Genomic DNA, 18,845 nt, shown 5'->3' on the forward strand with positions numbered 1-18,845 from the left:
GGTCAAGAAAAATGCGAATGACGGGATGAAAATTGAGTGGTGCTGCCAGATTGATTTGAACTGACAAGCAGTTAGGCGGGAGCGTTGAGCTTTCGATTCACCAGCCAGTCGGCGATATCAGGGGCAATCTCGCGCAAGGGATCAAGCACGAAAGCGCGTTCATGGGCGAGCGGATGGGGCAGGGTGAGCCGGTTGCTATCGAGCACCAGCCGGTCATAGGCGATGACGTCGATATCGATGATGCGCGGGCCCCAGCGCTCGCGACGCACCCGACCGATCTGCGCCTCCGTCGCAAGGCAGAGATCGAGCAGGTCGAGAGGGGACAGGTCGGTTTCGATCAGGATGGCGGCATTGTGAAAATCCGGCTGATCGGTCTTGCCCCAGGGCGGGGTGATCAGCATCGTGCTGCGCGCCACCAGGGTGATGTGGGGGTGATCAGCCAGAGTAGCGATGGCGAGATCGATCTGGCGGGCCGGGTCTTCGAGATTAGCGCCAAGGCTCAGCGCAGCGCGGGCCATCAGACCTGATCCCGCGTCCTGAGCATTTCGATGGCGGCTTCGCCCACGACGATGGGCAAGGGCGCTTCGGGCTTGCGCACGCGGATGCGAATCCAGTCGAGACGCTCGAAACGGGCAAACAGCTTTACGATGATATGGTGGCCCAGCGCTTCGATGAGCTTGAAGCGCTTTTCCTCGAAGGCGTCGCGCACCTCGTCATAGACATGGGCGTAGGAAATGGTCGATTCGACCTCATCGGTGAGGGCGGCTTCGCTCATATCGAGGCCAAGCTCCAGATCGATGCGGAAGCGCTGGCCGAGCTTGTTTTCTTCCAGCATCACCCCGTGATAGCCGTAAAAGGCGAGGCCGCTGAGGACGATCCGGTCCCGATTGGAAAAGTCAGCCATTTTCGGTACTCCCGCCGTTCGGGCCATAGAGCGTGGCAGCGGCGACGCGCAGGGCATCGCGGTTTTCCCGCACATCATGTACCCGGAAAATGTGGCCGCCTTTCAGGTAGCCGATGGTGGTTGTGGCGACGGTCGCCGCGACCCGCTCAGCGGGCGGCACGTCGAGCAGCTTGCCCAGCATGGATTTGCGCGAGGTGCCGACCAGAAGCGGAAAACCTAGCGCGTGCAGTTCATCGAGGCGGCGCAGCAGGGCGTAGTTTTCCGCAAGACTTTTGGCGAAGCCGAAGCCGGGATCGAGAATGATCTTTTCGCGGGCGATGCCGGCCTGGGTTGCGATGGCGATGGAAATATCCAGCCAGCGCTTCATCTCATCGATCAGATCGCGCGCGGTGTCGCGTTCGGTGTCCCAGTGCATGATGATGACCGGAGCCCCGTGATGGGCGGCGACAGCGGCGATCTCGGGATCGTGCTGGAGGCCGCGCACATCGTTGATGATCGATGCGCCGGCCTGCACCGCCTGATCGGCGACCAGAGCCTTGCTGGTGTCGATCGACACTGGCGTTTGCGAGCCTGACGCGGCGAGGGCATCAAGCACGGGCATGACGCGATCGAGCTCTTGCTGCACCGGAACCGGATCGGAGCCGGGGCGGGTGCTTTCGCCGCCGATATCGAGAATATCGGCGCCTTCGGCGACCATGGAGCGCGCCTGCGCGAGGGCTGTCTCGATGGTGGAATATGATCCGCCATCGGAAAAGCTGTCGGGGGTGACGTTGAGAATGCCCATGACGAGCGGAGTGCGGCCCAGCGAAAGGCTGGAGCCGCGCAACGGAACGTCATAGCGAAGATGGGTCACTGCACCGATCCGGCGGGAATGGCGTAGAGGTCATATTCGTCGGAATCGACCACCTTGACCGAGATCATATCGCCGGGTTTGACGCCGGAGGCGTCCTCGACGATGACGTTGCCGTCGATTTCGGGCGCATCCCATTGCGAGCGGGCGATGACCCGGTTTTCCTCGGGCTCGACATCATCGACCAGCACATCGATGGTGCGGCCAACCTTGCCGGCGAGGCGCTCGGCGGAGACGGTTTGCAGGGCCTCCATCAGGCGGCCATAGCGCTCCTGCTTTACCTCGTCGGGCACTTCGGGCAGGCCCAGATCATTGGCGCGGGCACCGGTCACCGGCTCATAGGGGAATGCACCGGCGCGATCGATCTTGGTCTCGCCGACCCAATCGAGCAGCATCTGGAAATCTTCTTCCGTCTCGCCGGGGAAGCCGACGATGAAGGTCGAGCGGATGGCGAGGTCGGGGCAGATTTCGCGCCAGCGGCGGATGCGATCGGCGGTCTTTTCCTGATTGGCCGGGCGGCGCATGGATTTGAGCACCTGCGGCGAGGCATGCTGGAAAGGGATATCGAGATAGGGCAGGATCACCCCATCGGCCATCAGCGGGATGACCTTGTCCACATGCGGATAGGGATAGACATAGTGCATCCGCACCCACGCGCCGAGCTGGCCAAGTTCTTCAGCCAGCGTCTGGAAGCGGGCTTCGACCTGGCGGCCGCGATAGGGGGAGGTGGCGTATTTGATATCGACGCCATAGGCCGAGGTGTCCTGGGAGATGACCATGATCTCCTTGACGCCTGCCTTGACCAGCCGTTCGGCCTCATAGAGCACCGAAGCGATGGGGCGCGAGACCAGATCACCGCGGATGGAAGGGATGATGCAGAAGGTGCAGCGATTGTTGCAACCCTCTGAAATCTTGAGATAAGCATAGTGGCGCGGGGTGAGGCGCAGGCCCTGTTCCGGCACCAGATCCACATAGGCGTTGGGCACGGGGGGAACCGCGGCGTGCACCGCTTCAACCACCGCCTCATATTGCTGCGCGCCGGAAATGGCCAGGACGCCGGGGTGGGTCTTGCGGATCAGCTCTTCCTCGCCACCCAGACACCCGGTGACGATGACGCGGCCGTTCTCGGTGATGGCCTCGCCGATGGCGTCGAGGCTTTCGGCCTTGGCGCTGTCGAGAAAGCCGCAGGTGTTGACGATCACCACATCCGCGCCCTCATAAGAGGGCGAGAAGCTATAGCCCTGCGCGCGCAGGGTGGTGAGGATGCGTTCGGAATCGACCAGTGCTTTGGGGCAGCCGAGGCTGACAAGTCCGATCTTGGGGGCGTTCTGCGGCGCGCTCATGGGCGGGCGTCACTTCCTTATCGATGGCGAAGTGCGAACGGCGCCGAACCGGGTTTCGGGCAGCGTCTCGTGGCACGATACTCGCATGAATGTGTGCGTTTCATAGCGAAAAGCGCGAAAAGGTCAATCTTTGCCCGCAGCACGGCAGGGCTGCGCAGGGGGCAGAGCCTATTGATTCGGGAGATTTATGCGCTGGAGGCGAAAAGGTCGCAGCCGCGCCCTATTCGGTCTTGCTCTCTGACACGGGATCGATCTTTGGCGCGTCCGGGTCGGGCACGAAGGTCGGGTCTTCCGCCGCCGGAGCAGGGGAGAGGGGTGGCGCGGGGGTGAGCGGAGCCGCTGACGCAGGCATCGCAGGTTCGGGTTCGGGCTCAGGCTCGAAGGAGTCGATTTCCTGATCGGCAAGTTCCTCGATCGCCTCGCGCACCTCGTCGATCAGCGACGCGGAGGGGCGGGCCGGGGTGATGTCGTCGGCCTCAGCGGCGTGGGTGCGGAAATAGACGATCACAGCTTCGCAGGCGATGCGCAGCACGGTGATGGCCAAAAGGCCGAATACGGCGATTTCCAGCAGGCCCCACAAGCCGTTGCCGAAGCCGAAGCGGAAGGTGGCGAACACATGATTGATCGCCCACAGAACGATGGAAGCGAGGCCGAGCAGGTAAACAATGGTCACCAGCCGCGGCGAAATGATCCGGCCCAGATTGAACAGGACATTGCCCGTGGCCAGCTTGCGCAGATCGTCGAACCGCATGTCGAGGTTTCCTCGCGTTCAGGAATCGCAAAATTTCGTGGGGCACCTTGTCGCGCTCACAGCGACGAGGCAACCCTTACCGGGCCAAAGTGCCGCTCGAAAGTGGATTTGAGCACCGAATCGACTTCGTGCAGGCTCACCAGATGGCCCAGATCCTCAAAGCTCGTCACCCCATGCTGGCTGATGCCGCAGGGGACGATGCCCGAATAATGGTCGAGGTCGGGGCTGACATTGAGCGAAATGCCGTGAAAGCTGACCCAGCGGGAAACGCGCACGCCAATGGCGGCGATCTTGTCTTCGGCGAAGGGGCCCTTTTCCGGCCGGCGCACCCAGACGCCGATGCGGCCATCGCGCTTTTCGCCAATGATATTGAAGGCGGCGAGGGTGTCGATCACCCAGTTTTCCAGCCCCGAGACGAGGCAGCGGATATCGCGTCCGCGCTCGCGCAGGTCGAGCATCACATAGACGACGCGCTGGCCCGGGCCGTGATAGGTGAACTGGCCGCCGCGCCCGGCCTCATAGACGGGAAAGCGGTCGGGAGTGAGCAGGTCGCCCGCTTTTGCTGAGGTGCCGGCGGTGTAGAGCGGGGGATGTTCGAGAAGCCATAGCGCCTCGCTCGCCTCGCCCGAAGCAATGGCCCTTGCGTGCTTTTGCATGGTGTCGAGGGCGGTGGGATAGGGCACCGGGGCATCGGCGATCACCCAGTGTGCGGGGCGCTGGTCGGCGCGCAGCAGTTTTGGGGCGCTCGTGCCCGGCGCGGTGCACTGAGCTGTTAACGCTTCACTAACCATGATGGGGCGATGCTCGCAGCCTGCGTCTGGGCGGCCAGGCTTGCCGCTGCGCGTTATCCCCATTCTGAGCCGGGTTATTCATGAATACGGTCGAAACCATCGAAGTCGATGTCTCCGTGGAACTGGGCGCTGCCATCCTGCCCATCCACCATCTGTTGCGGATGGGGCGGGGCGCGGTGATCGAACTGGACGCGTTTGAACACGATCCCATGCGCATTTACGCCAACAATACCCTCGTCGCCAAGGGCGAGGTGCAGGTGGATGACGGCCAACTCAATGTGGTGGTGACGCAAAAGGTGATCAAGCCCGCCTGAGTAGCGAAAGAGGGCGGATAAATTTTTATCCCCAGTTCTCGTAAATAGCCTCTTGAGGGACCGGGAACCATTTGCTACATGCAGCCTCGCTTCGTCCAGCGGACGCAAGCATTCCCCAGACAGTGCGGTCGTGGCGGAATTGGTAGACGCGCAGCGTTGAGGTCGCTGTGGGGTAACACCTGTGGAAGTTCGAGTCTTCTCGACCGCACCAAGTCTCTGGGTTCCTTGTGAAATCCCAAAGACATAAGCGATTTCAATGAGTTGTAGACGCCCGATCACTACAAAGGGCGCTACAAATGAATATCCTGATGACCAGCCTGACTAGAGCGAAAAACGGTGATTGGTTTGCCCGCAAAGGTATCCCAGCCGATGTTCGTGATTCCTATCAGCAGGCCTATGGTGTTCGCCAAGAGGAGCGCTTCAGGTCTCCCGCTGGAATTTCCCAATCCAAGGCCAAGATCGAATTTTCGGAATGGCTTGCAGAGATCGAGGGGCGAATCGGACGGCTCCGTGGTTCGCTCGCTGGGGAGGCGGAAGAGCTAACCCATCGGCAACTTCATGCCTTAGTTGGACGCTGGTACGATTGGTTCATCGCACAACATGAAGATGACCCGCTAACGCCGGACGCATGGAGCGATCTATACGAGCGGTACGAGGAGGTCCTGAGGGCCTTCGGCGGCAGCGGAGAAAACTCTTCTGAGACAGCGGAGCGTCAAGAAAACTTCGACCCACGCGAAACCGCGATTGTTCAAGGCCGTGTGCAGGAGCTAGGACAGGTACTCACTTTCCTTGCGCTGGAAGCTGTCACACTTACGCCCGCATCCCTTAGTGCCTTTGTGATCGCGGTAGGGGATGAACTCGGCGCTGTCTCAGCGCTGCTCAGGCGTAGAGCTGGTGGCGACTATCGCCCTGACCAGCGCCGAGAAAAGTTTCCCCAGCATTCCCCCCTTGGAAACTCTCAGGTGAAGACTTCGGGCTGGACGGCTTGGGAGGCCTTCGAAGCTTGGGTAATGGAGAGGAAGCCAGCTGCATCGACCGTTAATCGTTGGCGCGGTGTCTTTGAACACCTCAACACGTTTTTAGACGGTCGGGATATTGCCACCATGACGGGTGACGAGGCCGTGCGGTGGAAAGATGAACTGATGGCGGGAAGTCGGGAGGGCCGGACCGTTAACGAGGTTTGGCTGACGGCAGCGCGCCGAATCTTCAATTGGGTGAAAGACCAAAAGAGAATTCAGGAAAACCCGTTTGATGGCATCAGGTTGGCAGTAGCGCGAACTGGTCAGAGCAAGACTGAGTTTCGCGAAGAGGATGCGGAAGCGATTCTTAGGGCCAGTCTGACGTTGAATTCGAAGCGGATGGCACCCCACCTCAAAAAAGCAATCCGATGGGTGCCGTGGTTGTGTGCTTATACCGGCTCGCGCTCCGGTGAAATGACCCAGCTGCGCAGGGAGGATGTTGAGGAGCACAAGGACGGCTTCTGGATGCTGCACATTCGAACGGCGGCAGGGGCGGTCAAAGGCAATGTAGAGCGCACTGTGGTCCTCCACGAGCATCTTATTGAGCAGGGTTTCATCGAGTTTGTTCAGGCTTCCAAGCCGGGGCCACTCTTTTACGATGCTGCCATCGCCAAGGCTCAGAAGATCGTAGACCCTCTAAATCCACCTCGCCCTCTCTATGTGCAAACCCGTCAGAAACTCGCTGATTGGGTACGGAAGCTTGGCGTGAAGGACCCGGGGGTAGGGCCCAACCACGGCTGGCGGCATACCTTTAAGCGGAGAGCGGCAAGGGCCAAGATCGAGCAGCGTCTTCGGGACGCGTTTTGCGGTCACAGTGCTGGTCACGTAGGCGCGATTTATGAACTGCCCACGGTTGAGGACTTGGCCGAAGCAATCCGAGATTTTCCGCGCTACCCCGTCGAAGCGCCTAAGCGCTCCCGCTGAGTCCTCTGGTGGGCGCATAGGGCGGCTTTTGGCGCGGCGCGGGCTTACCCTGCCGTGGCCTCTCCATGACTCTGCGTGCCTTCCTGAGGGCTTCTGCGGCTTGTCCTGAGCTGCTCCCTCATGGTGCCCGATGACGGGCAACACCACCGCGACCAAAGAGGTTTTCCATGCGCGGTATCTATTTCTACATTGCCACCTTCATTCAGAACGGACGCACGGAAGGCTGGGACGTTGCGCGCGGGATAGTACGCCTCGACTGGCATCAGTTCTGCTACGATCACTACGCCCACTTCTTCGACGAAAAGATGCTCCGGGCCGTCTATCTCCGGCTGCCATTCACACGGTTCAGCACGTACATCGAATGGGTTGAGGTCAATGTGGGCTTTGGCCATGAGCGCCTCTCGCCGCATGACTGGGAATTCTACCTGGGCCGCATTCAGGGGTGTATTTCAGTGACGCCGAAGTGGAACGCTCCGGTGCAGTAGTTACCGCGTGGCACCGTGGGCGGGTGTTTTTCTCATAGTTACGAACAATAACCCCTCACCTAAGGCGACAGTGACGCGTTTCGAGCCAAGGATTACCCCCCACCTACAGCCACAGTAGCCGCGAAACCGGCCGCACTGTGTCGAATTCACTTTCGCGAAAACAAATCAGGGTCGTCCGATGGGGCGGCCCTTTTCCATTTTAAGGCCTGAAAATGACAAACCAGAAAACAATTGCCGATGACGCTGCAAGACCGCTGCAGCCCGCATCTTGGACGGAAACAAGCGGCGACGTAATCCTTCGCGTCCGCAGGGCCGTACTTGCCGATGCCCGCAGTCTGGCCCCACGGCTACGGGAGGCTGATGTGCAGGCGGTTATCGCAGCAGGAGCGACTGACCCGCTCTCGTCACTCATCTCCGGTCTGGGCGAAGCGGCTGACGCCTTCACGGTCGCAGACGGAGCTGACACGCCAATTATGATGTTCGGCGTGGTTCCTCACCCATTTATCCATGAGACGGGCCTGGTGTGGGCTCTGGCCTGTTCCCAGATCGATGCCCATCGACGCCTCCTTTTATCAGAAGCGCCGAAATGGATTGAGGCATTCCATCGGAAGTACCCACGCCTAGCCAACTACTTGGACGAGCGGAATACCCCATACCGGCGATGGCTTAGCCGGGTTGGCTTTACGTTCTCAGAGCCCGTTCCCGGTTTCGGTCCGGGACGCCTGCCATTCCTCCCCTTTGAGCGTATCCAGAATGGAGGCGAACATGTGTGAGCCACTGATGATGGTTTCGCTCGCGATTGGCGCGGCTCAGTCCGTGGTCCAATACGCTGGCGAGGTGCAAGCCTACAATGAACACGAGCAGTGCCGCTTAGACAACCGCAGGCGCGCCGAAGAAGATACCCGTCAGCAATACAACGCCAATCTCACCCGTGTTCTCCAAGAGCAGGACGCTATGGGGGCTGAGAAGGCTGCCGTATCACGTGATGCCCGCGCTGCCCGCGCAAGGGCCACTGTGGCGGCTGGAGAGAGCGGCGTATCGGGCCTGTCCGTTGATGCTCTCTTGCGGGACTTCTACGGGCAGGAAGGCGCTTACACTGACCGGCTGGACGAACAGGTCGAATGGACCACACGACAGCTTCAGTATGAGCAGCAAGGCATCCGCGCAGCGGGCGAAGGCAAAGCGAACGCCGTTCCGAAGGGGACCAAGCCCAGCTTCTTTGCCGCAGGTCTGCGCATCGCCGGGGCCGGTCTCGACTCCGTCAATTCCTATAACCGCATGACAGCAGGTGCCCGATGACCAACCGAGTAACTGGCCTGCGCCGGATGGGCGTTCAGTCCCCCGGTGATAAACCGAACAGTGGCCGCATACCGGCCCCCTCAGCTGGCGAGATGCGGGCCCCGAAGCTTACCCCTACGGCCCGCCCGGTGAGCACCTACGCGCGTCCTGAAGCTCCCCAACAGGGCAACGAACTGCTCGCCTTTGCGAACGCCTTGGCCACCATCAGTCCCTCGCTCAATAACTACCTCCAGGAGGAGGGCTCCCGGAAGCAACAGGAGATGGAGGACCTCGCCAATCGAAGGTTCGCCGGAATGAGCTTCGAAGAGGCCCAATCGGCAGTCGAGGCGGGCACCATACGGGAAATGGAAAACCCGTGGTTCCAAGCTGCCTTTATGAAACAGTATGGAGAGCGGCTCGCCTATCGTCGCATCAATGAGCTGACCCAAGCCTATGAGACCGACTTCGACAAGGTGGGCGGGGACCTCGATGAGTTCATCTCAACGGCCATGAGGGCCGACCTCGACCAGTACGGCGACAACCGGTTCTTTGTCTCCACTTACAATCAGCTCATGCAGAACTTCAATGCGAGGGCGCAAGCTGGTCAGGCAGAATATAAAACCGGGCTGATGGTCAACGAAACCCAAGGGGGTGTCTTCGATACCTTCCTCGGGATGACCCGTGAAATGCTCGCCGAGGGCTCAACCCCGGAAGAGGTCTTCAATGCCATTCGGGGCCGCTATGGCGAAAACCAGCAGATGCTCCATGTCTCGTTCAAGGACCAAGATGCGGAACTGCTCAGGGTCGCTTCAGCGCTGGCCGAAGAGGGCAATTACGAGATGGTTCAGGCCATCCTCAGGACACCTCGGAGGGGTGAGGACGGGACACAACTGGGGGCCTTGGGGGATAACCGAGACTTTGCCGCTGATGCCGCGAGGATATTGCGGCGGGCAGAAACGGTGATGTTCGACGCCAACCAGAGGGTGTCACTGGAGAAGTGGTTAGAGTTCTCAGACGCCGCCAATGATGGGCGGATGAACCGCGAGGAGCTTCTAGCGCACCATGAGGCCAACCCCGGTGCCTTCTCTGATGAACGTGTTCACGCGCTCATTAGGACCAATGACAATGCCGTTGAACAGGCACTAGAACAGCAGCGCCGCGAAACTGATCGCCTAGCTGACATCGCCGCTGCGCAGCATTCCGAGCGGTCTTTGCTGGAAGTCGGAATGGAGGCTGCAAAGGTCGGCAGGGCAGCATGGCTGGGCGATACGTCAGTTCTCACAGAGGCGGGCGGAGAACGCTCCATATCCGGCGACCAGTGGCGCAAGCTGGTGGCCAAGGAAATCGAAGACAGTCTGGAACGCGAAGTGGAGGCGGGCCGGAGCACCCCTGAGGAGGCATTCGGCAGGGAAGTTGAACTCTTATCGATCAACGGCCTGACCAACGAACGTTGGAGGAACATGCTCGCAGCCGCCCCGGTCTCGGCAACAGTATTCACAACCTCCGGCGGTGCATTGCCTGATAATCTCGCAGCATCGTTGGACCTCTATATGCGGCTCCATGCCTCCAATCCCCGCTTGCTGGCTAATCATATTGGAAACGAAACCAACATGGAGTTTTTCGAGGCGTACCGCATCGCCAGAACATTCATGGGACAGGACGAGGGACAGGCCATAGCTATTGCTCAGCAGGCCACCAATGACCCTGACCAGTTCCGTGGAGCTGCCTTCGCGCAGACTGCCCTGCAAATCGAGCAACAGGTGCAGGGGCTGGGCAGTGAATGGTGGCATGTTGGACCGATGAGAACCGACACCCGAAATGCTTATGCGGTCGGTACGGAAATATCTCGGATTGCCAACCTCTACGCCGCCCTCGGACTTCCTGCGGTGAACTCCGTGAAGGAGGCCAAAGAGCGGTTCGAGGCGACCCACACCAACATCAATGGGTGGTGGATTAACACCTCGGACAGGGAGCTCCCCCCTCGGTTCGGAGAATGGGCAGGAGACATGGTCAACACCTACGTGCAGGACTTCCCTGATGAAGGGTGGGACGCGGGTGAGCTTACGGTGGTCCCAGCGTCCAATGGCACCGGGGCGTGGATGATCGTTCATGGACTTACGGGAATGCCTGTGGAGGACGTTTCGCGGCGCTACTTCACGCTGGAAGACCTCACCGGTCACCAGCAAGCCCACGAACAAGCTCAGCAACTCCGCATTACGCGCACCACGAACGCGAGAAACGCTGCCCGCGAACAGGGGCTCAGCCCTTCGCCTGGACGTCCCGGCTTCTTCCAGAACCACACTGGCGTGTTCCGCGCCGAGTTCGATGAGGGAAGCGATGAGCCCACCCTCGTTCCTCTTGAGAGACCCCAAGGCCCACAGGGAACTTGGGACTGGACCGAGCCCGACTGGCCTAACACAACCCACCGATAAATCTTAATGGCCCCTGCGCTTCGGCGTGGGGGTTTTCTTTTGCTCGCTCAAGGGAATTTACGATGCAGCACAATCAATACCCAACGCCGCCTAATGGGCACCCTGAGGGCCCCGACGAAGCCATGTCAGGACGCGATACCGAAGTGTCCATTGAAGGCCGTCATTACGTTCTTGCCACTGATGGGGCCTGCAAGGGTAATCCCGGCACTGGCGGCTGGGGCGTGGTCATCCAGCTTCGGGAGGGGCTCACAGTCCTCCGGCAGCGCTGCCTTGCGGGGCAAGAGCTGTTTACCACCAACAATCGCATGGAACTCATGGGCCCCATTCGTGGACTGACCGGTCTCAAGGAAGCCATTCCAACGGTCGTGATCAGCGATAGCGAATATGTCGTGTTGGGCATGAGGGGCCGCCTAGAGCAATGGGAAGGCCAAAGGCTGGCGGAACTTCGGTGGTTCAGTGAAGAACCGCGATCTCTGGGAGGAACTGGACGCTCTTCAGCAGGGGCGCTCATCGCTGGAATGGCGCTGGGTGAAAGGCCACGCCCTGCACGGTCTTAATGAAACTGCCGATACGCTGGCTAGCAATGCCGCTCGTGGCGCGTACTTGGAGGGAGACAAGGCTATCAGGAAGGAGCACCCCACGTGGTTCAAGTGACGGAGGGCCCGGACGCCATAATCGGAGAAGAAGGCGTAGCGGCTGACATGCGTATGCTCGAAGCGTTACCGCCAGATGCCGGACCAGCTCCCGCACGAGTGCCACCCAGCGCCCTTATAGAGCTAGACATTTTCCAATCTCGCACAGCCATCAGCGGGTATCACGTCGATAGCCTTCTGCGCGGCCTACAGCACAATGCCGACCTAACCCCTGTACTCGCGTTGCGTCGCGGCGGGCGGCTCTTTCTAATCGATGGGAGGCACCGAAAGGCGGCATACGAGTCCGCTAAACGGCACGATGGCATTCCCGTGGAGATATTCACCGGGCCCATCGAAGCCGCCATTCTGGAGGGCCAGCGGCGCAACCAAATGCACACCCTGCCGATGACCAAAGACGAAAGGATGGATTGTGGTTGGAAATTTGTGAAGCTCGATGCGACCCGGCAATGCCGCTTCTCGCTTGCAACGATAATGGCCAGCGCGGGTATCGGACGCGGACAGGTCACCACTATGCGACGAGTGCTCCGAGACCTCGGGCCTGACGGCCATCAGCATATGCGCTGGAGAATGGCACTAAAGGCATACCAGAAGAAACCCAATCCCGATTACACCGAAGAGGATATTGAAACGATGCTCGATGCGGATGCCAGAGCACTGGCTGACAAGATGGTCCGCACCTTTGGGACGCGTTATGCGGACCGCCCAGAGGTCATGGTAAGGTTCATCGAATACTACACCGGAAGACGCGTTCAGGAGGTGAGCAGGTTGCTCCGGGAACGCAACCCCGTGTCTGACGAACTGGACGAAGACGAAGACTTCTAACCCGCAAAGGTGCCAATCGTTACGGGTGCCAAATTGGCACTTTTGAGCATGTTGTGGGTGTGGATGATGCGAACTTGCTATTCAGCTCCACACCCACGACACCTTGCGTAATTATTAGGCAGGCGCGCTACAGCCAGCATTCTGAGGCATTGAGAACAGCTACCTCGCCGCTCTACCCCTCACCTGACGAAGGGTACTGTTGATAGTCTCTTCAAGAAGCAGCAGCCCTCTCTCTCGGCCATCTCGCCGCTGATGAGACTACCCTGCTTCGGATGCAGGGAAGCGATAAACTAGGACGGGCGTGCTCCCGCATTCTGTCTGAAGATCAGGTTCGTACGGGACCGGTACGTACCGACAGAGGCTTGAGAAACCTGCTCATGACCTCCGAGAGTGGCCCCGCGCGGCGCTCTAGGCCGCAGAAGGAAGCCCATGTCTGACCTTAAAACTTTCAACTCCTCTGGCCTTGAGCTGCGCGTCCTGATGATCGAGGGCGAGCCGTGGTTCCTCGGGGCTGACATTCTTCATGTCCTTTATGGAAAGGCGGGAGGAGTCTCCCACGCCTACGATGTCATGGACGCAAGTGAGATTTCCAAAGTGAAACGGTCACACTTTGGGATGCGTGGAGGCAAGCCGCTCAACCTCATCTCCGAGTCCGGCCTCTACAAGCTCATCATGCGCTCGGACAAACCTGAGGCCCGCAAGTTCCAGGATTGGGTAACCCGTGAGGTCCTCCCGTCCATCCGGAAGACAGGCGGTTATCTCCTCAACGAGGAAGCACGGGACAGCGCAAGGGCGGATGATCGGTAGGGGAATGCCGCTGCCCGAGGGGTTCGCTCAGGTCTATATGTAGTAGGGGGTGCGGCAGCAATGACCATGCATGCGGTAGGTCAATTACCCCCCACATTAGGGGGACCCGGGGTTACATATACAGGGTACTGATGCGGTGTTTGTGGTGTCGTGAGCGGGTGCTGAGGGGTATTCACTCCCCCACCTTCCCACCGGTCAATTCTACTATAGACGCCCGATAGGTTACCTTTCTTCAGCTTTACCTGCCTTTGCTTTGAGATCGGCTTCCTTCGCATCCAGCCAATATCCAAACATCCTTCGTATCCGCCCACTCTTTAAGGTACGGATGTCGGAGAGGTAAATCGTGTTAGCCATAAACAACAGCATCAGAAGCCCGGCCATAAGCCAGGTAATTGAGGATGGTCTATAAGCGTTCAAGATGCCTCCAAGGACGACAAAAACAAGAACGAAATTGGCTATCGCTAACATAATTCGCATGATTTCCCCCGTAAGTGCCCCGAATGTTTTGTCGAAAATTTGCGAGAAGGCAAGATCATATAGCTGATCAGAGCGTCCCCCCGTGGGGTCGGTTGCGCTGCGCTACTCTGCACGATATGCAACTTCTATGCGTAGTATCTTCCCAACCATCGCGATGGCGCTTGCTCTCCAGCACACCGCTCAGGCGCAAGACTATGTACACGACTGGGCCATGGAGGCATCCTTCGGCCTGACCTGTGCAATTCAAGACGGGAGTGCCGAACGTATTCGTAGGTGGGCAGGGTATGCTGTCGCCATGACTGCGGTTATGGACGATGTTTATGAGGGGTACGTCTTCGGAGACACCTATACCAAGGCCTTGACACTCCTTGGCGTTGACGGTGCCGATTGCAGGGGTTTTCCAAAGGACCCACCCGTTTTTCCGTAAGCTGTTCTAACGCGCCTTAGGGCCATACCGAAACCCCCTAGCAATTCGTCCAACGATGCCCCAGCAATTCCGGGCGTATCCAAAGCCGCTTGACGATATACCGTAAACAACTGTATTCGGTATGCCATATCAAAATGAGGAGTGCCCACTATGACCAAGCGAGTTGCCCTCTATCTTCGCGTCTCTACTAACGAGCAAACCACCGATAATCAGCGCCGTGAGCTTGAGGCCGTTGCCCAACGGGCGGGGTGGGATGTGGTGGAGGTGTTCGAAGATGCTGGAGTGTCGGGGGCAAAGGGGCGCGATAAACGGCCAGCGTATGACGCCATGCTCAAGGCGGTGACGCGCCGCGAGGTGGATATGGTAGCAGCGTGGTCGGTGGACCGGCTGGGGCGCTCGATGCAGGACCTTACCGCGTTCTTAGGGGAACTGCATGGGCGTGGTGCTGACCTCTATCTTCACCAGCAGGCACTAGACACCACCACGCCCTCAGGTCGCGCGATGTTCGGCATGATGGCCGTGTTCGCTGAGTTCGAGCGGGCGATGATTGTGGAGCGGGTAAATGCTGGACTTGCGAGGGCTAAAGCACAGGGCAAGCGCCTAGGGCGCCCAGGGCATAGCGAGAAAATGGAAGCCAAAGTTCGGGAACTCCGCAGCCAGGGAATGGGCATCGTGAAGGTGGCCAAGGCCCTCGGAATTGGTGTCTCGGCAGTTCAGCGCATCGACAAGGCAGTAGCAGCGTGAGGTTCGCCGCAATTGCAATGCGTCTATCTGGCGGGGCGTGTCTATTGGTTTTGCCGAACATGACAAGGGGAAACGGCAATGGACCTTCAGGGTAATGGTGTTGTGAGTGGACCTGTTCGGGTCCGAGACCATTCCACCTTCCACGGCACCGTAATTGGGGGCGTCCTCGTGGAGGGGCAACTCACTCTTCATGGGTTGATCACGGGAGACCTAACGGTAATACCGGGAGGACAGGTCACTGTTCTTGGAACAGTCCGGGGAGCCGTGATCAACGAAGGCACGGCTCACATTCTAGGGACAGCGGGAGACGTTCGGGCCTCCTCCAGTAGCAGCACGGTTGTTGAACCGGGGGCGGTTATCCATTCTCGCAATGCCAGATCATAGGTAGCTGGGGCGAACTGTTTGGTACATGCACCCTGAAAATCGGGCCAAGAACTTTGACCGTAAAAGACTTAGCATACGCTCCCACATTGGATGCGGACCAGCACCCAACGCTCTACCATTACTGCTCCACCTCGACGTTCCTCTCAATTATTCAAAGGAAATGTCTGTGGCTGTCAGACGTGAACACGATGAACGATTTCGGGGAGGTCCATTGGGCCTACGATAGGTTCATCGAAGCAGCAAACGCAGTACTGGACCAAGTTGGCAGGGACTTCGTGGAACTGGTGGATGAGGTCATAAGCACTAGCCGGCTGCGTTTGCTACCCATGCTATGCGCGTTCTCGACGGACGGAGATGTTCTTAGCCAATGGCGCGCATACGCCGACGATGGCAGTGGAGTTGCTATAGGGTTTGATGCCAAAAAGGTGGGAACCCTTTCCATCCGTATCGCGCCCATTGAATACTCTAGGGAAAAGCAGGTGGAGCATTTTCGTACTTGGCTCCTCGCTGCTCATGAAGTTCACACAGACGTCCCCGAAAAAGAGAAGAAAAAGTTCCTTTTCGAGATGGGCACCTTCTTCTCGATGGATATGGCCTTCTACAAGAACCCGGCCTTTTCAGAGGAGAAGGAGGTTCGCATCCTGCGGGCTCTAGATGCACGAGTAAATGATCAGGGCCAATGGACTTTGACGGACAATGGAGGGTCCGGAGAGAGGGTGAGCAAGAAGAAGCTCCCGGTGCATTTTAGGGCTGCGCGAAATGGCGGTGTTGTTTCTTATATTGAGCTGCCTCTAAGCGGCTTAGGAGCGGAGGCGATAACGGAGATCGTCGTGGGGCCTAAGAGCTCGAATAGCGGGAACGAAATCTCTATGGCGCTCAATGCAGCTGGCTTTCGGAACGTACGCATTTCGGCAGTCCACTGCCACATATAGATGACGGTGCGGCAGCCTCGTAAAGGGGAAGGCATGGGTGACTCAATCAAGGGCGGTGCTAGGCCGCATCTCGGGAATAACGTGGCGGATCGAACCGCAGCATTGGCCCGCTCACTGGCTGGCAGTGCGCCGATTGCTGGTCCGTTCCTCGCGGAGCTGATTACGGCGGTCATTCCGAACCAGCGTTTGGACCGGGTAGAGGCGTTCCTGGCGCATCTCGCGGCAGAGCTTGATCGGCTTGGGGCTGCCTCCAAGATAAACCATGAGGGAAGCATCCCCCTTGTTGAGGAGGGTATCGCGCAAGCAGCCCGTGCTTTCACAGATGAGCGGAGGCAGTTTTTGGCGAGATGCGTGGCCAATGGCATTCACGCAGAAGAACTAGGGAAGCTCAAAGAGCTAAAAATCCTGCGCATCCTTGGAGAACTCGGAGATGATGACTTGTTGCTTCTGGATGCCAACAATGAGCGGCACGGCTGGACGAAGCTGGAGGCCATCCGTCCACCATTTGCTTCCCTAAGTGCCTCGGATGAGGCTCACATTCGCCATGAACTGTACCGAGCATCTTATCGCAAGCTAGAGGCCCTTGGGCTCCTGAATTTCAGTATGAGCAAAGGCGAGTATGACATGCCCCAATACGACCACGATGGGCAGTTGAAGGGGCATCACTATGTCAGCTCGCTCGGGCGAATGGTGCTGGCGCGGGTGGGGCTCACTGACGAAGAAGTTCAATCCGGCGCGCCTGCTTGACCATCGCTACAAACCCCGCTACAAATCCCCTCATCGGCGGGCGGAAAAACTCAATGAAATCAACGGTCGAGTGGCGAAATTGCTGTTTCTTCTCGACCGCACCATCTGCTCTCTTGTGAGGGCAATGATTCTCCAATTTGCTATCTCGGCCGTAGCGCGTGTCAGGTTCTGGCGTGCGCGGTTTAGCGTTTGAGTCCCGTCTTCCGGAACGGAAAAGGGGATGGCGTCGTTTTTCCTGATTGGGAGAACGGAGAGACGCGGTGGCGCCACGGGCAGTGTGGAAGGGTTCGATCAGGGTAGCGGAGGTGGTGTGTCCGGTGGCGATGTACACCGCGGCGTCCACGTCCGAACGCATCGCGCTGCATATGATCAACCGCAGGACGGGCCATCGGCTGCGCCGCCTTTATGTGGACGCCAAGAGCGGGAAGTCCGTCGAGCGCGAGGATCAAGTCAAGGGCTATGAAACCGGCGCCGGCAAATATGTAATTCTCGAACCGGATGAAGTCGCCGCGGTGGTTCCTGAAAGCGACAAGACGCTGGCGATAGAAGAATTTATCGACTGCAAGGCCATCGAGCCGACCTATTTCGACAAGCCGTACTACCTTTTGCCCTCCGATGAGGTGGCGCAGGAGACGTTCGTGCTCATCCGGGATGCGCTGCAAAAGCGCAAAGCCGCCGCCATCGCCCATGCGGTGCTGTTCCGGCGGGTGCGCGCGGTGCTGATCCGCGCGCATGGCAAGGGGCTGATCGCGACGACGCTTAACTTCGATTATGAGGTGCGTTCGGCCAAAGAGGCGTTCGAGGGCATTGCCAAGAGCAGGATCGATCCGGAAATGCTGGAACTGGCGCAGCACATCCTGCGGACCAAGGCAGGCACCTTCGCGCCGGAGACATTCGACGATCGTTACGAGGCGGCGCTGGCGGACCTGGTGAAGGCCAAGATCGAAGGGCGCAAAGTCATCCCGCTGCGCAGGCCGGAGCCGACCAAGAAGAACGATCTTCTGGAGGCGTTGCGGATGAGCGCAGGGGGAAAGGGCGACGGCGGTGGCGGGCGGAAGAAGGCGGGGTGAGGAGGGTGGCTGGGCATGGAGACTGGCCGGAAGCTCGGAGTGTACTGGATCCCGGATCAAGTCCGGGATGACGGGGGTGGGTGGGGCCGGCTGTGGGCAATAGTCTATCGTTCTTGGTCATCCTGAGCGAAGGTCCGGGATCCAGTATGCTCAGGGGTGCTTATTGAGGCTCAGCGCACCCCTCATCCCCAGCCCTTCTTCGTCTCAAATCGCTCCACTGGAGCGATTTGTGGCTGCGCCGTCGCCTCGAAGTCCCTCAAGGGGAGAAGGGGGCTCATGTGGCGGCGCTTGGGCCTTAAGCTCAGCTCAGCGCATAGCCCCTGCTGCTTGCGGAGGAGGAGGCTGCGTGTGGCAGCGCCTGCGCTTTCTTCCCTTCTCCCCTTGAGGGAGAAGGTGGCCGCGAAGCGGTCGGATGAGGGGTGTGCAGGTGTTTCGGGGGCGCATGCCATCTGTAGGAAACAGTCTCGCTGCCGGTTACTGGATCCCGAACCAAGTCCGGGATGACAGAGGTGGGTGGGGGCGGCTGCGGGCAATAGTCTATCGTTATTGGTCATCCTGCGCGAAGACCCGGGCTTCAGTATCTTCAGGGGTGTCTATTGAAGCTCAGCGCACCCCTCATCCCCGGCCTTCTTCGTCTCAAATCGCTCCACTGGAGCGATTTGTGGCTGCGCCATCGCCTCGAAGTCCCTCA

The 18,845-nt window shown here is 59.2% G+C and carries 21 protein-coding genes and 1 tRNA gene; 14 read left to right on the forward strand and 8 right to left on the reverse strand.

From position 1 onward, the window contains the following. Nucleotides 1-71: 71 nt before the first annotated feature. The 6 genes from folK to lipB all read right to left on the reverse strand — a co-directional run bounded on the left by folK (nt 72) and on the right by lipB (nt 4,639). A complete protein-coding gene (folK, locus tag VNS12_RS00725; RefSeq protein WP_325485920.1) occupies nt 72-518 on the reverse strand; it encodes a 2-amino-4-hydroxy-6-hydroxymethyldihydropteridine diphosphokinase in 447 nt (148 codons plus the stop codon). Further along, entirely contained in the window at nt 518-904 is a 387-nt protein-coding gene (gene folB, locus VNS12_RS00730) for a dihydroneopterin aldolase (protein WP_325485921.1), read from the reverse strand. The genes folK and folB overlap by 1 nt, the downstream gene beginning before the upstream one ends. Then, nucleotides 897-1,757, reverse strand: coding sequence for a dihydropteroate synthase (gene folP, locus VNS12_RS00735; RefSeq protein WP_325485922.1), 861 nt, complete (start codon nt 1,755-1,757; stop codon nt 897-899). The genes folB and folP overlap by 8 nt, the downstream gene beginning before the upstream one ends. Then, entirely contained in the window at nt 1,754-3,097 is a 1,344-nt protein-coding gene (rimO, locus tag VNS12_RS00740; RefSeq protein ID WP_325485923.1) for a 30S ribosomal protein S12 methylthiotransferase RimO, read from the reverse strand. Before rimO ends, folP begins: the two co-directional genes overlap by 4 nt. A 220-nt stretch (nt 3,098-3,317) precedes the next feature. Beyond that, a complete protein-coding gene (locus VNS12_RS00745; RefSeq protein WP_325485924.1) occupies nt 3,318-3,848 on the reverse strand; it encodes a DUF4282 domain-containing protein in 531 nt (176 codons plus the stop codon). A gap of 56 nt (nt 3,849-3,904) precedes the next feature. Further along, nucleotides 3,905-4,639, reverse strand: a complete 735-nt coding sequence (gene lipB / locus VNS12_RS00750) for a lipoyl(octanoyl) transferase LipB (protein WP_325485925.1) — start codon at nt 4,637-4,639, stop codon at nt 3,905-3,907. Between the two features lie 80 nt (nt 4,640-4,719). Between lipB and VNS12_RS00755 the strand changes: the two genes are divergently transcribed. From VNS12_RS00755 to VNS12_RS00770, 4 genes are all read left to right on the forward strand, one after another. Beyond that, nucleotides 4,720-4,953, forward strand: coding sequence for a FliM/FliN family flagellar motor switch protein (locus VNS12_RS00755; protein ID WP_325485926.1), 234 nt, complete (start codon nt 4,720-4,722; stop codon nt 4,951-4,953). A gap of 124 nt (nt 4,954-5,077) precedes the next feature. Beyond that, nucleotides 5,078-5,164: transfer RNA gene (locus VNS12_RS00760), tRNA-Leu, on the forward strand. 85 nt (nt 5,165-5,249) lie between these two features. Continuing rightward, a complete protein-coding gene (locus VNS12_RS00765) occupies nt 5,250-6,896 on the forward strand; it encodes a hypothetical protein (RefSeq protein ID WP_325485927.1) in 1,647 nt (548 codons plus the stop codon). A 167-nt stretch (nt 6,897-7,063) separates the two neighbouring features. Beyond that, nucleotides 7,064-7,381 carry a hypothetical protein gene (locus VNS12_RS00770; RefSeq protein WP_325485928.1) on the forward strand — a complete coding sequence of 106 codons (318 nt, stop codon included), beginning with the start codon at nt 7,064-7,066 and terminating at the stop codon, nt 7,379-7,381. A gap of 404 nt (nt 7,382-7,785) precedes the next feature. Here VNS12_RS00770 and VNS12_RS00775 read toward each other — a convergent pair whose 3' ends face one another. After that, the gene (locus tag VNS12_RS00775) at nt 7,786-7,938 is read right to left on the reverse strand and encodes a hypothetical protein (protein ID WP_325485929.1); all 153 of its coding nucleotides are present in this window, start codon (nt 7,936-7,938) and stop codon (nt 7,786-7,788) included. Nucleotides 7,939-8,146: 208 nt separating this feature from the next. Here VNS12_RS00775 and VNS12_RS00780 point away from each other — a divergent pair, with 208 nt between their 5' ends. The 6 genes from VNS12_RS00780 to VNS12_RS00805 all read left to right on the forward strand — a co-directional run bounded on the left by VNS12_RS00780 (nt 8,147) and on the right by VNS12_RS00805 (nt 13,373). Continuing rightward, nucleotides 8,147-8,680, forward strand: coding sequence for a virion core protein, T7 gp14 family (locus VNS12_RS00780; RefSeq protein WP_325485930.1), 534 nt, complete (start codon nt 8,147-8,149; stop codon nt 8,678-8,680). 128 nt (nt 8,681-8,808) lie between these two features. Beyond that, nucleotides 8,809-11,091: a hypothetical protein gene (locus VNS12_RS00785; RefSeq protein ID WP_325485931.1), complete on the forward strand. Its 2,283-nt coding sequence runs from the start codon at nt 8,809-8,811 to the stop codon at nt 11,089-11,091. Nucleotides 11,092-11,153: 62 nt separating this feature from the next. Then, nucleotides 11,154-11,648 carry an RNase H family protein gene (locus tag VNS12_RS00790; RefSeq protein ID WP_325485932.1) on the forward strand — a complete coding sequence of 165 codons (495 nt, stop codon included), beginning with the start codon at nt 11,154-11,156 and terminating at the stop codon, nt 11,646-11,648. Next, nucleotides 11,575-11,745 carry an RNase H family protein gene (locus VNS12_RS00795; protein ID WP_325485994.1) on the forward strand — a complete coding sequence of 57 codons (171 nt, stop codon included), beginning with the start codon at nt 11,575-11,577 and terminating at the stop codon, nt 11,743-11,745. The genes VNS12_RS00790 and VNS12_RS00795 overlap by 74 nt, the downstream gene beginning before the upstream one ends. A 47-nt stretch (nt 11,746-11,792) precedes the next feature. Next, nucleotides 11,793-12,566 (forward strand): hypothetical protein, encoded by a 774-nt coding sequence (locus tag VNS12_RS00800; RefSeq protein ID WP_325485933.1) that lies wholly within the window; start codon nt 11,793-11,795, stop codon nt 12,564-12,566. Nucleotides 12,567-12,995: 429 nt separating this feature from the next. Further along, complete coding sequence (locus tag VNS12_RS00805) at nt 12,996-13,373, forward strand: BRO-N domain-containing protein (RefSeq protein ID WP_325485934.1); 378 nt, start codon at nt 12,996-12,998, stop codon at nt 13,371-13,373. Between the two features lie 222 nt (nt 13,374-13,595). Here VNS12_RS00805 and VNS12_RS00810 read toward each other — a convergent pair whose 3' ends face one another. Continuing rightward, the gene (locus VNS12_RS00810) at nt 13,596-13,850 is read right to left on the reverse strand and encodes a hypothetical protein (RefSeq protein ID WP_325485935.1); all 255 of its coding nucleotides are present in this window, start codon (nt 13,848-13,850) and stop codon (nt 13,596-13,598) included. A gap of 577 nt (nt 13,851-14,427) precedes the next feature. Here VNS12_RS00810 and VNS12_RS00815 point away from each other — a divergent pair. From VNS12_RS00815 to ku, 4 genes are all read left to right on the forward strand, one after another. Then, nucleotides 14,428-15,021, forward strand: a complete 594-nt coding sequence (locus VNS12_RS00815; RefSeq protein WP_325485936.1) for a recombinase family protein — start codon at nt 14,428-14,430, stop codon at nt 15,019-15,021. Nucleotides 15,022-15,458: 437 nt separating this feature from the next. Continuing rightward, nucleotides 15,459-16,337, forward strand: coding sequence for a DUF2971 domain-containing protein (locus VNS12_RS00820; protein WP_325485937.1), 879 nt, complete (start codon nt 15,459-15,461; stop codon nt 16,335-16,337). A 33-nt stretch (nt 16,338-16,370) separates the two neighbouring features. After that, on the forward strand, nt 16,371-17,084 hold the full coding sequence (locus VNS12_RS00825) for a hypothetical protein (RefSeq protein ID WP_325485938.1): 714 nt from the start codon (nt 16,371-16,373) through the stop codon (nt 17,082-17,084). A 260-nt stretch (nt 17,085-17,344) separates the two neighbouring features. Then, complete coding sequence (gene ku, locus VNS12_RS00830; RefSeq protein WP_325485939.1) at nt 17,345-18,154, forward strand: non-homologous end joining protein Ku; 810 nt, start codon at nt 17,345-17,347, stop codon at nt 18,152-18,154. The last annotated feature ends 691 nt before the right edge of the window (nt 18,155-18,845 follow it).

The organism is Pelagibacterium sp., assembly GCF_035555455.1.
Taxonomy (GTDB): domain Bacteria; phylum Pseudomonadota; class Alphaproteobacteria; order Rhizobiales; family Devosiaceae; genus Pelagibacterium.

Excerpts from the sequence above, each read along its gene's own strand:
- folK (WP_325485920.1), bottom strand. The coding sequence starts at position 518 with ATGGCCCGCGCTGCGCTGAGCCTTGGCGCTAATCTCGAAGACCCGGCC.
- folB (WP_325485921.1), bottom strand. The coding sequence starts at position 904 with ATGGCTGACTTTTCCAATCGGGACCGGATCGTCCTCAGCGGCCTCGCC.
- rimO (WP_325485923.1), bottom strand. The coding sequence starts at position 3,097 with ATGAGCGCGCCGCAGAACGCCCCCAAGATCGGACTTGTCAGCCTCGGC.
- VNS12_RS00745 (WP_325485924.1), bottom strand. The coding sequence starts at position 3,848 with ATGCGGTTCGACGATCTGCGCAAGCTGGCCACGGGCAATGTCCTGTTC.
- lipB (WP_325485925.1), bottom strand. The coding sequence starts at position 4,639 with ATGGTTAGTGAAGCGTTAACAGCTCAGTGCACCGCGCCGGGCACGAGC.
- VNS12_RS00755 (WP_325485926.1), top strand. The coding sequence starts at position 4,720 with ATGAATACGGTCGAAACCATCGAAGTCGATGTCTCCGTGGAACTGGGC.
- VNS12_RS00765 (WP_325485927.1), top strand. The coding sequence starts at position 5,250 with ATGAATATCCTGATGACCAGCCTGACTAGAGCGAAAAACGGTGATTGG.
- VNS12_RS00770 (WP_325485928.1), top strand. The coding sequence starts at position 7,064 with ATGCGCGGTATCTATTTCTACATTGCCACCTTCATTCAGAACGGACGC.
- VNS12_RS00775 (WP_325485929.1), bottom strand. The coding sequence starts at position 7,938 with ATGGGCATCGATCTGGGAACAGGCCAGAGCCCACACCAGGCCCGTCTC.
- VNS12_RS00780 (WP_325485930.1), top strand. The coding sequence starts at position 8,147 with ATGTGTGAGCCACTGATGATGGTTTCGCTCGCGATTGGCGCGGCTCAG.
- VNS12_RS00790 (WP_325485932.1), top strand. The coding sequence starts at position 11,154 with ATGCAGCACAATCAATACCCAACGCCGCCTAATGGGCACCCTGAGGGC.
- VNS12_RS00800 (WP_325485933.1), top strand. The coding sequence starts at position 11,793 with ATGCGTATGCTCGAAGCGTTACCGCCAGATGCCGGACCAGCTCCCGCA.
- VNS12_RS00805 (WP_325485934.1), top strand. The coding sequence starts at position 12,996 with ATGTCTGACCTTAAAACTTTCAACTCCTCTGGCCTTGAGCTGCGCGTC.
- VNS12_RS00810 (WP_325485935.1), bottom strand. The coding sequence starts at position 13,850 with ATGCGAATTATGTTAGCGATAGCCAATTTCGTTCTTGTTTTTGTCGTC.
- VNS12_RS00815 (WP_325485936.1), top strand. The coding sequence starts at position 14,428 with ATGACCAAGCGAGTTGCCCTCTATCTTCGCGTCTCTACTAACGAGCAA.
- VNS12_RS00825 (WP_325485938.1), top strand. The coding sequence starts at position 16,371 with ATGGGTGACTCAATCAAGGGCGGTGCTAGGCCGCATCTCGGGAATAAC.